At 35.0% G+C, this 12,253-nt stretch carries 10 protein-coding genes; 4 read left to right on the forward strand and 6 right to left on the reverse strand.

Translation table 11 applies throughout. The annotated features are described in order from the left end of the window. Nucleotides 1–48: 48 nt before the first annotated feature. A complete protein-coding gene (locus EGI24_RS10680) occupies nucleotides 49–1,392 on the reverse strand; it encodes a hypothetical protein (RefSeq protein ID WP_255048380.1) in 1,344 nt (447 codons plus the stop codon). Nucleotides 1,393–1,540: 148 nt separating this feature from the next. On the opposite strand from EGI24_RS10680, the gene EGI24_RS10685 reads away from it, so the two are divergent. Both EGI24_RS10685 and EGI24_RS10690 read left to right on the forward strand, forming a co-directional pair. After that, a complete protein-coding gene (locus EGI24_RS10685) occupies nucleotides 1,541–2,278 on the forward strand; it encodes a LytTR family DNA-binding domain-containing protein (protein ID WP_255048381.1) in 738 nt (245 codons plus the stop codon). Beyond that, the gene (locus tag EGI24_RS10690) at nucleotides 2,279–4,189 is read left to right on the forward strand and encodes a tetratricopeptide repeat protein (protein ID WP_255048382.1); all 1,911 of its coding nucleotides are present in this window, start codon (nucleotides 2,279–2,281) and stop codon (nucleotides 4,187–4,189) included. Nucleotides 4,190–4,241: 52 nt separating this feature from the next. On the opposite strand, the gene EGI24_RS10695 is transcribed toward EGI24_RS10690, so the two are convergent. The 5 genes from EGI24_RS10695 to EGI24_RS10715 all read right to left on the reverse strand — a co-directional run bounded on the left by EGI24_RS10695 (nucleotide 4,242) and on the right by EGI24_RS10715 (nucleotide 10,597). Further along, nucleotides 4,242–5,066, reverse strand: a complete 825-nt coding sequence (locus EGI24_RS10695) for a DUF2911 domain-containing protein (protein WP_255048383.1) — start codon at nucleotides 5,064–5,066, stop codon at nucleotides 4,242–4,244. Nucleotides 5,067–5,147: 81 nt separating this feature from the next. Then, nucleotides 5,148–5,936, reverse strand: a complete 789-nt coding sequence (locus EGI24_RS10700) for an SDR family oxidoreductase (protein WP_255048384.1) — start codon at nucleotides 5,934–5,936, stop codon at nucleotides 5,148–5,150. A 5-nt stretch (nucleotides 5,937–5,941) separates the two neighbouring features. Continuing rightward, the gene (locus EGI24_RS10705) at nucleotides 5,942–6,241 is read right to left on the reverse strand and encodes a DUF202 domain-containing protein (protein WP_255048385.1); all 300 of its coding nucleotides are present in this window, start codon (nucleotides 6,239–6,241) and stop codon (nucleotides 5,942–5,944) included. 85 nt (nucleotides 6,242–6,326) lie between these two features. Continuing rightward, a complete protein-coding gene (locus EGI24_RS10710) occupies nucleotides 6,327–9,662 on the reverse strand; it encodes a carboxypeptidase regulatory-like domain-containing protein (protein WP_255048386.1) in 3,336 nt (1,111 codons plus the stop codon). A gap of 236 nt (nucleotides 9,663–9,898) precedes the next feature. Further along, on the reverse strand, nucleotides 9,899–10,597 hold the full coding sequence (locus EGI24_RS10715; RefSeq protein WP_255048387.1) for a DUF3291 domain-containing protein: 699 nt from the start codon (nucleotides 10,595–10,597) through the stop codon (nucleotides 9,899–9,901). 66 nt (nucleotides 10,598–10,663) lie between these two features. Between EGI24_RS10715 and EGI24_RS10720 the strand changes: the two genes are divergently transcribed. Then, the gene (locus tag EGI24_RS10720) at nucleotides 10,664–11,428 is read left to right on the forward strand and encodes a DUF547 domain-containing protein (RefSeq protein WP_255048388.1); all 765 of its coding nucleotides are present in this window, start codon (nucleotides 10,664–10,666) and stop codon (nucleotides 11,426–11,428) included. Between the two features lie 66 nt (nucleotides 11,429–11,494). Further along, the coding region (locus tag EGI24_RS10725) for a deoxyribodipyrimidine photo-lyase (RefSeq protein WP_255048390.1) at nucleotides 11,495–12,253 on the forward strand (759 nt) is incomplete at its 3' end.

Genomic DNA, 12,253 nt, shown 5'->3' on the forward strand with positions numbered 1-12,253 from the left:
TCACCAATTTCCAATCAACCAATTTCCAATTAACCAATAACCAAAACCCTACTCTTCATAATAATATCCAAAAATAATCCCCATTTCATCTTCTGAAGTAAATCCAAATCTAATCGTTTGGTCGGTGTAATTGTTGTAGGTGATTCTGGAGGTTAGTCCTTCGCCCGCTTTGAGAGCAATTGGATTTGCAAAATCAATTTTGGCTGGGTGTTCCCAGTTGGTTGAAGTGTAAATTATTTCTCCATTTCGGGTACCACCTTTTATAAGAATTTCAAATTTCTCACCCAGTTTATGTGTGTGCGAAAACAAGGTTACAATTCTTACGTTTTTGTCAAATTTGAAATCTTTGGTGGCCACTGTGGTTTTTTTAGGTGGTAAAACAAAAGTCGAATTGCCCAAATCAAGCACTTTCAAAGTCTTTTTTACTTTTTCTTTAGCAACGGTATACAAATTCATATACACCTCGCCATTGTAGGCCTTAGCACCTTTGTTGAAATAATGAGAATTAACATCGAAAGTCATGTTGGCGGGTAATTCCACAGCAGTTCCTTCCGGAAAATTAAATGTCAAGTTACTTTCACTTCCGCCGAAGTAAAATACATGGTTGCCGATTTGTTGTAAAGTGGTGTAATTAAAGGATAAGTCTTTATTTCTCAAGTCTCTAATTTCATTTAGGACAGGTAAACTTTGTTTATTTCTAAAGCCATACAAAATAAAATGGTGGCTTCCTGGGTGCATTTTTAGCTGAAATTTATTGACAAAGATACTTTCAGAGTTATTTAGCGGTTTATGAACAAAAATCTCTCTTTCAAAATACGGATATATCTCAAACGGGTCCAATTTAACTTGAAAACCTTGTCCAGCGGTTGGTGCTGCCAAAGCATCAAATTTTTTCAGTACTGGTGTAGTATCTTTTAATAGGCTGACTTCTGCAACATTACCTGTTTTCGGAGCACCTGCTTCTATCCACCTTCTGATGTATTCTATTTGTCCTGTGAACAGCATTTCTTTGCCCAGTGGCATAATGCTTCCAAAGTTTTTATTGCTCTTGTGAGATGTTTCGAAAAGTAGTTTTTGATAAAGCAAACTGTTATCAGCATCAAATGGAATTACCCTTTTTAGGTTTTCCTCTTTGGCAGTCGGGTTTTTTGTGATTGCATTTACAAGATTTTCATAAGCCTTTCCTTCAGTCAGAATTAACCCATGTTGAGGAAATGTTCCATCTGTCTCGCTTAAGTGACAACCCGAAACTGCACAAGATTTATTTAAAATTTCACTTTGAATGTTATCAAACGAACTTGCGGTTTCGAGATCCACTTCGTTGTTATTACATCCAAAATTCAAGAACAAAGCTCCCAAAAATGCACCACCAACTATTCCAAAATATTTCATAACCTTCAGATAATTTCATAAAAATAACAATCTATTTGTCTAATTATACAAATACACCAACAGATTGTTGCGAAATAAACGCTGTTTATACATTAATGAATACTTCCGTATAAGATTTTATTATATTTATGTGGACATTTACACCATTATGTTAAAAGTAATAATTTTAGACGACGAGTCAAAAGCAATCCAAAGTTTGGAGTGGGAGCTTAAAAGTTTCTGTCCTAGCGTAGATGTATTAGCTACATTTACAAACCCTTTTGAAGCCAAAGATTTTATTCTAAACAATTCAATCGATTGCATTTTTCTCGATATAGATATGCCACAAATGGATGGATTTCGTTTTCTTGAATTCTTCCCACAGCGTGAGTTTTCAGTAATTATCACCACAGCATATGACCAGTATGGAATCCAAGCATTGAAAATGCAAGCATTGGATTATTTACTGAAACCGATAGATTCAGATGATCTAATTAAATCAATTGAAAAAATTAGAGCTCATAAAAACTCAACAAATATCAAAGATATACTTGAGGATATGTTGCTCAACATTAATACTTTACAGTCTGTTAATGCCCGAAAGATAAATATAAGTTGTGATGGGAAGATTTACTTTTTAGAACCCAACGAGATACTTTTTTGCGAAAGTGATGGCAATTATTGCAATGTGTTTTTAGAAAATGGTCAAAAACTTTTTTTAACTCAGATACTAAAACTTATTGAAGAAAAGTTACCCAAGAATATTTTTTACAGAGTTCACAATTCTTTTGTAGTCAATCTCAATAAAGTCAGGGAATATCAAAAAAATGAAGGCTATTTAGTATTAACCAATGGTAAGCATATTCCAGTTTCCCGAACCAAAAAAGGTCTTTTTCTTGATAAATAAATGAAGAAATTTTTACTTTTTTTATGCCTCCTGAGTTCTGTATTTTCAATCTCCTCTTTTGCTCAGCAAAATATTCGGGAGGTGGCAGCGAAACTTAAATCGCATGAAAGTTTGGATCTGATCCAGATAGATAAAGCCCTTGTTGATTACAAAAGGGATTCTTTGTCCATGAAAATACTTTCAGAGATAAAAGATTTTCCAATAGGAAGAATTTTTGGCTTAAACGCCCTGGGCGTTCTTGCAAGAAATACCTCTAGATACCAAGAATCTATTAGACTTCATCTTCAAGCCCTTAGGCTATCGGAGGAAATTAAAAACCAAGAATCTATCATCAATAGTCTTAATATGCTTGGGGTATCCTACAGAAGGCTTGATGAGGTTCGATTGGCACTTGATTTTCATAAGCAGGCTTTGAGTATCGCAGAAAAAGTAAAAGTTAAATCTGAAAGTATTTTGCGTAACACGGCTGTGTCACTCAATAGTATTGGTAATATTTATTTGACTCTTAAACAATATGATCTGGCAGAGCAGCAGTTTATAAAATCCTTAGAAATAGAGAAAACACTTGAGAATAAATTGGGTCTGGCTATAAATTATCAAAACCTGGGTATTATCAAAGAAGCTCAGAATAAACTTGATGAAGCACTTGTAAGCTATAGATTGTCCTTGGATTACAACAATCAGATTGATTCAAAACTTGGGAAAATTATCTGTCAAAATTCGATTGGTCAGATTCTCATAAAACAAAACAAACCAAAAGAAGGACTGAAAAGGATTCTTCCGACCATAGCTGAAGCTGAAAAACTAGGAGATAAATATTATATTACAATGGCCAAAATCAATTCAGGGTGGGCATTGAGTATTTTGAAGGACTATCCAAGTGCTGAAGAAAATTTATTGAGTGGGCTTCAGATGGCAGTTGCTAATAATTTCAATTCATCTGCATCTGAGGCATACTCTCATCTTGCATTTTTGTATGAATCTTTAGGTGAGTTCCCCAAGGCTCTAGAAAACTTAAAAAAGAAGCAATTGTTTAGTGAGAAAATTCTGAATGAAGAGAATCTAAGGTATACGGCTGAATTGATAGTCAAATACGATAATGAGAAAAAAGAGAGCCAAATTACGCTTTTGGAAAAAGAGAATGAGATAGTAAAATACAAATTGCAGGAAAACCAAAAAATAATGATTTTTGCAGGTATTTTGTTGCTTTTGTTAGGAGGCTTATTATTAATATGGTACAGGAAGTATCAACTCAATAATGAAAAGAAGGTATTGATGTTGGAACAACAAATGATGAGGTCACAGATGAACCCTCATTTTTTATTCAATTCTTTGAATTCAATAAAGTTGTATATCATCAACAATGAAAAAGAAAATGCTGTTTATTATCTGAATAAATTTTCTAAACTCATAAGAACTATCTTATCCAACTCTAGAGAAAAAGAGATAACCTTAAAGGAAGAGCTGGAAACCATGGAACTTTATATAAATATCGAAAGTATTCGTTTCTCAGAAAAAATAAATTATGAGGTCATCATTGAAGAAAGTATCAATACACAGCAAATTAAAATTCCATCTATGATTTTGCAGCCTTTTATTGAAAATGCCATTTGGCATGGTTTGTCCAATAAAGTAGGGGATAAGTTCTTGAAGATTTATATCAGTAGCAAAGTGAAAGGTTCGATATCTTTTGAAATAGTGGATAATGGAATTGGCCGCCAAAAAGCTCAAGAAATTAAAGAAAATAAGGTTTCCAAACAAAAATCAATAGGTTTGAAACTTACCAAAGAACGACTTGATAATTTTGCCAAAAATATCAATAAAGAAATAGTGATGGAGTTTGAGGATATGTTTGATAAGAATAATGAACCTCTCGGAACTAAGGCCATTATTGTAATTCCCATAAAATAAAAAAGGAGAAACCATTTAGTTTCTCCTTTCTGTCAGATTGAATTATATCAGATTAATTCAAAGACTTTATTAATTTCTCATTCAAAGCTACATAATCAGGATTATTTCCTTTCGTAGCCAATTCTAAAGATTTTTTAGCGGTAGCTATCGCACCAGCTTTATCTCCAGCTTTCGCTTGAATTTTTGCCTTTAAATGAGCAATCCAATAAGCATCTGGTTGAGCGTCAACAGCTCTGTTAGCCCATGCCAATGCTTTTGTTAGATCTTTGCCGTTATCGAAATAGTAAGAAGCAGCGGCGAAATACGGTTTGCTATCCACATTCATGGCTTTGTCTATTTCAGCCATGATTTTAGTGTCAATATCTGCAACGATTGGAAACTCAACTTCAGTATTTTCCCAGATTATGCTCATGTTTACACTATTTGAAGTTTGAGCTCCAAACAAAATCATAAAACTTTCAACATTCATTGGTAAAGTAGAAGCTTTAGCGGTAAATCTTGTTACTTCGTTTTCTGCTTTGTAATTGAATACACTTGTTTCAGGTTTTGCAAGAATGATTTCCCATTCAGTTTTACCTGGTACGGACAATAATGAATATTTTCCAGCTTTTACGGCTTTTCCACCTACAGTTACATCTTCACCAAAAGTAATCAAAGTTTGTCCGTTGGCTCCAGTTCTCCACATTTTGCCAAATGGGACTAAATCTCCAAATATTTTTCTGCCTTTGGCTGCTGGTCTTGAGTAGTTTACTTCAATGCTTGAAAGTGCAAAATCTTGTTTGATAGTTTGTCCTGGACTAGGAGCTGGCGTTTTAATTCCTTGTGCAAATGCACCTAATGACATTACCGAAAGAGCAAGTACAATAAGTTTTCTCATAAAATTTTAAAGGTTTGTTTATTTAAATTCAACGCAATTTACTGCAAATTAGTTTTCTGAACTCTCAAAAACACCAATATTTCAGAGACTCATTGAAAGTCCGCCATCTACTGGTAGATTGATGCCGTTTATTGAGGCTGCTATCGGTGAACATAAAAATGCCACTGCCGCTGCCACTTCTTCTGCAGTTGCGAACTTCCCTGTAGGGATATTTGTCAGTATTTGATTTTCTATTTCAGACCTTGCAATATTTGATGCGGCCGATTTTTGTGAAAGTACCTCATCTAAGCGACCTGTTAAGGTATATCCAGGTAACACATTGTTTACGGTTATTCCAAATTGAGCGATTTCTTTAGAAAGCGTTTTTGCCCAAGCAGCAACAGCCCACCTGATAGTATTAGAAACGCCCAAGCCAACCAAGGGTTGTTTTACAGAAACTGAAATCACATTTACAATTCTTCCAAAGCCTGCCTCTTTCATACTGGGCATAAAAGCCTGAGCAAGAATTTGATTGGCTATTAAATGTTGTTGAAAAACCGACTCAAATTTTTCTTGGCTTTCGTTAATGATATCACCACCCGCAGGACCACCAGTGTTGTTGACCAAAATTTGGTAGTTTTTCTTTAATGCCAATTGATTGACTACTGATTTTAAATTTTCAATATCTGAATAGTCCAACACCACATAGTCGTGCATTTGGGTTTCTAACAAAACTGGCAGCTGAGAAAGTTTTTGCTTGAGTAATTCTTCATTTCTACCAACCAGCGTTACACTAGCCTCATTGTTAGCGAGTTCAACAGCAGATGCAAAGCCTATTCCTTTTGAGCTCCCACCTACAAAAGCGTTCTTGTTCTTTAAACTTAAATCCATATTTATTATTTTATATATTCGTCCTTATAATTTCCAATGTGTTTTTCACTATTTATTATTTTTTTACGATGGATAAAGTAGTTGGCAACTCCGAAAATTAGAATCAAAATTGAAAAAGAATAAAGAGTAATTTCCAAATATAATGAGTTTTCTATTTTTAATAAATTATGCAGACTCAAAGCAGCTATAGAAAAGTACAAAGCTGTCCTTAAAAATGCCAATAGCGTTGACTGATTGGCTAATACTGTTCTTTGTAATGCCAGTTTTTCTCTCAGTATTAAGTCTTTGTTTATGACTTTGTCCATCTCTACTTGTCTATTTCTTGCAATTTAAGCAAAAAAAAATCTCGCACCTAAGTGCGAGATTTTCTAAAAGATTATATTTCCAGAATTAGTTAAAGATATATCTCAAACCTAATTGTACTTGGAATACGTTGTCAATATTGATTGCTTTTACAAACGAATCTTGTATCAAAGAAGGAACTCCATTGATAGTTTGTGTGGCCAATCTGTAAGTCGGAACACCATTTACAGTGCTTCCCAATGTCATAACATTTCCAGTGGTTAGGTTACCCACACCCCACTTGTTATTGATCATGTTACCTACATTCAATATATCAGCACGGAAACGAAGCGTGTTTTTCTTTCCACCAACGTTGATATAAACATCTTGCTCGGCAGTAAAGTCAAATCTTGTCAACCATGGAGAAAATCCACCATTTCTTTCAGCATATTTACCTCTTCTAGTTTTCAAGTAAGGATTGTTCTCGATGAATTTCTCCCAAGCTTCCTGTTGTTGAGCTGGTGTCCAATTAATGGTTTGTCTTGCTCCAGCTGCATCAGTATAGGTACTAGTAAATGCAGAAAATGCAGTTTGATTACCATTATTAGGTATAAAAAGTAGGTCATTCAAAGTAACACCATCTCCATTGATATCATTACCTGAAACATAAGATACTTTGAATCCACTTTGTGAAGTCATACCCAATGTCAACATAGTTGCTCCACCAAATTCACCACCATAAACAAATCTCTTGTTTACAAATCCTACAAATCTGTGACGTAAGTCGTTGCCAGAATAAGCTAAATCAAGGTAGTTAAGGCCTTGAACAGAAGGAGTGTTTAGGTCTACTGTAGAGGATACCGTAGCAATGTCTCTAGCTTTAGCGTAAGTATAACCTACCATTCCACCAATTCCGTTAGCTCCCATTGGTTTCTCCAATTTGGTTGTCAAACTGTAAGAATATCCTTCGTCAGAGTTAGTCAGCATCAAAGCTCCGTTAATTTGAGAGTTGATATATCTGCTAGTTCCAGAAACTGCAGAAGCAGGATATCTGTCTCTGTTGTCCAATCCTGAAAAAATAGCCGCTGCTGGCTTCAAGTTAGCATCGATATATTTCAAGGCATTAATATACTTGTTGAAAATACCTTCAATTGTACCAACTAAACCAAACGGAAGTTTTTGGTCAACTGCAAAGTTTGTTTTCCAAATCTGAGGGAATTTCAAATTAGGATCTGAAGCATTGATATTGTAACCTGAGATTTTGGTAATATCTGTAGTAGCTGGTCTATACACCGAAGGGTCCAAAGTAAATGGGAAGTTATTAGCTCCATTAGCTGTTGTTCTAGAAATACCAGAAATATTCACACCATTGTTACCCAATTGGTTCGAAATCAACACGTATGGAATTCTAGATAAGAACAAGCCAGATCCTCCTCTGATTTGAGTAGTTTTATTTCCTTTAACATCCCAGTTAAATCCGATTCTTGGAGACCAGTATAGACGACCTTTTGGAAGGTTAGCCATATTGACTTTATAATCTGTATTGTCAGGAAGTTTGAAAGTCAAGCCGTCTACTACTGGGTTGTAATAGTTTCCTGCAGTAGGAGCTACACTAATATAATCTCCACGAAGACCATAAGCCAATTTGAATTTCTCAGTTACTTGGAAATCATCTTGAGCATAGAAACTTGTCGTGTAAACTTTCAATCTCTGCCAAGGAGCCTCTCCGCCTTCTACCAAAGAATATCTGTAGTCAAATTTGGCTACTGGTACTGGCGAAGTTGTAAGGTTTTTGTTATCCAAATACGCGTTAGCTGCAGTTTTGAAATCTTCTATTGAGTTAAATGCCCATACACCATTACTTGCATAGAAAAACAAGTTATTTGATTTGAAGTACTCAAATGCACCACCAAAAGTCAAAGTATGTTTTCCAGCGAAATAAGTAAGGTTATCCGTCAAGTTGAATGTTGAATAGTCCAACTTGTTATCAGGGGTAAAAGGATCAAAACCAATAGTAGTATAAGTAGTATTGTCTTTTCTGATCTCTACAGTAGGGAACAATTGCGTACGATATTCTCTGTCTTCAATTTGCTTGTTAAATGTACCAATCAAATTATTGGCTAATTTTCCACTAAATGTAGAGTTCCATTCACCTACTATCGAACGTGTATTATCTTGGATGATGTAACCTGTGTTTTGAGGTGAAAGAGCCAAAGCCAAGTTGCTACGGTTACCAAATCCTGCAGTGTTACCACTGTTTGAGTTTGATATTAAGGCATCTGATTTCGAATCATGGTGAGAGTAACGTAAGGTGAATTTGTTTTTCTCGTTCAAGTTGAAATCCAAACGAGCCAAGAATTTATTTGATTTAACTTCGTTGTTAAACTGGTCAACAGCTCCGATGTTGTAATCAAATTTCTCTTGCATAAATTTACCTAAGTCTTCAATATCAGCAGCGGTTGTACGAGACACACTACCCGTTGCACCTGGACGGCTAGCTATCCAGTCTAATGCAGGCTTAGCACGATTCAAGAATTCACCGTTAGCAAAGAAAAATAATTTATTTTTCAAGATTGGGCCACCAATTCTAAAACCGAAAGAGTTTTCTTTGAAGTTAGCTGCGGGAATTGCAATTCCGTTTGCTTTCTTTCCAACTAATCCGTCGCTTTGCATAAAAGTATAAACCGATCCTGAAAAATCGTTTGTTCCTGATCTTGTAACGGCGTTGATACCAGCACCAGCAAATCCTGATTGACGAATGTCAAAAGGAGCAATGTTGATTTGGATTTGCTCAATAGCATCTAAAGAAATAGCTGAAGTACCTGTACGACCACCAGCAGCAGCATCATTGCCTAAACCAAATCCATTGTTGAAAACAGATCCGTCAATTGTAATGTTGTTAAAACGGCTGTCTTGTCCAGCAAATGAGCTTCCGTTGCTGTAAGCATTGTATTTAGTTATGCTGTTCATGGTACGGCTCAAAGTAGGCAAGTTATTTACTGCCTCACGACCTAAAGTTGTCGCAGCACCAGTTCTTCCTGAAGAGAATATGTCAGATCTCGATGAAACCACGCTGATTTCCTCTAGCATTTTACCTTCTTCTACCATTTTGAAGTCTACGTTTGAAGAGGTACCTAAGTTAGTGATCACACCACTTTTAGATTCTTCTTTGTAACCAACAAAAGAAACAGTTACTGTAAATGGACCTCCAACCCTAACAGCTGGCAAAGTGTAACGACCAGAATTGTTGGTAACAGCCGCATACTTTGAACCCGAAGGAACGTGTAATGCTACAACTGTTGCACCAGGAAGACCTTCGCCAGCATTGTCGATTACAACACCGGAAATGGCGGCAGTAGTTACTTGGGCATTTGATTGAAGCGTGAAAAACATCAAAGCGAATGCACAAATAACTAATTTTAAAAAAGTAGTTTTTTGATTCATAAAATAAAATTTGAGGTTAATTTGTTTAAAAAGTTCTTGATTCAAAAGTACAAATAAATTCATCGCTGCAAAAGTAATAGTTTTTTCAAATGAAAAAAAATGACCTATTTCATAAGAACTTTAAACTTAGAATATTACATGAAAATATTGGTATTGGTAAATTATCAAATTGTTAAGGGTGGATTTGATTAGGTAATATTTGAATAATACAATAATTCGAAATTTTTGAATCGCCATCAAAGTAATTTTGAAAACGAATCTGGGAGTTTACCAGAATATCCCAATAAGCTAAACCTGGCAAATAACTCCTCGGAATACCATTTGTTTTGTCTGGTTTTTTTTATGACCTCTGCATGTTGCTTTTTATGGTACGCGAATGCTTTCATGCTGGCTTCGTTTCTCCAGATGGAAATAGTGGCTTGTTTTAAAAAAGGAACTTCTCCGATCCCAATAGAGTAAATGAATCCTTCATTATTTGAGAAGTTTTGAGCTATTTCAGGTACGTTTTTCCAAAAATCTTTTGCTTTATTAAGTTTTATGGTGGCTCTTGTAAGTACAACTATAGGTTCTTCAATTCCAAAAGACGTATGGGTATTACTTGCAAAAGGTTGTTTCCCATCCCAAAACCCATGAGATTGTTTTGGAGATAGGTAGATGGTGAAAAATTCATCTGCGAATTTTTTGAGATATTTTGATATATATGAAACTTCTAAAAATTTTCGATAATCCCTTTCGGAGTTCCAAACCCACAAATAAGCCCACTGATTCAAATCTGGCTTTATATCGAAGGTGCCATTTTTTCCAGTTCCCATCAATTTATAAAATGACATACCGTAGTTATTTAGGAATAATATAATTCTAAAAACGGCCATTGACAAAAAACCAAAAATCGTTTTACTGCCTTTATACTGAGCCACTGTAAGTGTTACAAACATATTAATTGGTTTTTAAACTAAATCTCTTTTTTTTTCGTAATTCTATCAAATTAATAACTCTTGAAAATGAAAATCGTTCTAAATTTATTCTTTGCTCTTCTATTTGTTCAAAGTTGCTTTGGTGTAGAAGCACCTACATCTAGTGCCGCTCCCGTTTCACACGATTTATTCAATAGTTTGCTAAAGAAATATGTATCCGACAAAGGTGTGGTTAATTATGGTGGTTTCAAGAAAGATCAAAAGGAATTAAAGAAGTATTTAGATGTGATATCTGCTAATGCTCCTGGCAGTTCATGGTCTGAAAATGAAAAGCTGGCTTATTGGATAAATGCCTACAATGCTTTTACGATTCAATTGATTCTTGACAACTCAGAGAATGACCTCAAAAGCATAAAAGATATTGGAGACAAAATTAAAATACCATTTGTGAATACGCCTTGGGATGTAAAGTTTATAAACATTGGTGGCAAAAAAATGGATTTGAATAATATAGAGCATGGTATCATAAGAAAGCAGTTTAAAGAGCCTCGTATTCATTTCGCTTTAGTTTGTGCCGCTAAATCATGTCCGCCACTAAGAAACGAGGCTTTTACGGCTGAGAGGTTAAACGAGCAATTGAACAATCAAGCTGAAAAATTCATAAACGATACATCTAAAAATAAAATCTCAAAATCAAGTGCAAGCATTTCAAAAATATTTGATTGGTACGGCATGGATTTTAAACCTACCTCCATTATAGATATCCTAAACAAATATTCAAAAACGAAACTGGATTCAAAAGCCAAGATTTCTTACGCCACTTATGATTGGTCGCTTAACGGTTCTTTTTAAATAAATCTCTATTTTGTTTCTTTTACCAAACCTATTGAAGAAATTTGCTTCTTTTTAAATACATAGATGAGTAATGTTCTTTTTTGGTTCAGAAATGATTTGAGGCTACACGACAATGAGGCTTTTTGTAAAGCTGCTCAAATGGGTGCAGTAGTTCCTGTCTATGTTATCGACACGCGATTACTTAAAAATACTTTTTTAGGTTTTAAGCGAACGGGCAAGTTTCGTTTGAAATTCTTACTGGAGTCTCTAGCAGATTTAAAAACCCAACTACAATCTTTGGGCTCAGATCTTATTGTGAAGGTAGGGATTCCCGAAAATGAACTTTTTGAAATCGCTGTTAAGTATAATGTGGAGTTTGTGGTTACATCCAAAGAGGTTACCCAAGAAGAAACCAGTGTAGAAGCAGCATTTTCTCAAAAACTCAAGACAAAAAACATTGATATTGAGATGTATTGGGGCAACACACTCATTCATGTTAGAGATCTTCCTTTTCAGATACATTTTGTTCCGGATATTTTTACCGATTTCAGGAAAAAGGTAGAAAACTTTTGGAAAGTAAGAAGAACATTTGAAACCATAACAAAACTTGATTCTCCAGATGATTTGGAGGAAAGCTTGATTCCAAAACTCTTGGATTTGGGATATGAGCATTTTGAAAAACATCCCAAAGATATTATGGGTTTAGATGGCGGCGAAACTGCAGCTTTAAAGCGTCTTCAAGAATATATTTGGGATAAGGAACTCATACATACTTACAAACAAACAAGAAACGGTCTTTTAGGCAAGGATTATTCCTCCAAGTTTTCAGTTTATTTAAGCTTA

The organism is Lacihabitans sp. CS3-21 (assembly GCF_024343675.1).
GTDB lineage: Bacteria > Bacteroidota > Bacteroidia > Cytophagales > Spirosomataceae > Leadbetterella.

Excerpts from the sequence above, each read along its gene's own strand:
- EGI24_RS10680 (WP_255048380.1), bottom strand. The coding sequence starts at position 1,392 with ATGAAATATTTTGGAATAGTTGGTGGTGCATTTTTGGGAGCTTTGTTC.
- EGI24_RS10685 (WP_255048381.1), top strand. The coding sequence starts at position 1,541 with ATGTTAAAAGTAATAATTTTAGACGACGAGTCAAAAGCAATCCAAAGT.
- EGI24_RS10690 (WP_255048382.1), top strand. The coding sequence starts at position 2,279 with ATGAAGAAATTTTTACTTTTTTTATGCCTCCTGAGTTCTGTATTTTCA.
- EGI24_RS10695 (WP_255048383.1), bottom strand. The coding sequence starts at position 5,066 with ATGAGAAAACTTATTGTACTTGCTCTTTCGGTAATGTCATTAGGTGCA.
- EGI24_RS10700 (WP_255048384.1), bottom strand. The coding sequence starts at position 5,936 with ATGGATTTAAGTTTAAAGAACAAGAACGCTTTTGTAGGTGGGAGCTCA.
- EGI24_RS10705 (WP_255048385.1), bottom strand. The coding sequence starts at position 6,241 with ATGGACAAAGTCATAAACAAAGACTTAATACTGAGAGAAAAACTGGCA.
- EGI24_RS10710 (WP_255048386.1), bottom strand. The coding sequence starts at position 9,662 with ATGAATCAAAAAACTACTTTTTTAAAATTAGTTATTTGTGCATTCGCT.
- EGI24_RS10715 (WP_255048387.1), bottom strand. The coding sequence starts at position 10,597 with ATGTTTGTAACACTTACAGTGGCTCAGTATAAAGGCAGTAAAACGATT.
- EGI24_RS10720 (WP_255048388.1), top strand. The coding sequence starts at position 10,664 with ATGAAAATCGTTCTAAATTTATTCTTTGCTCTTCTATTTGTTCAAAGT.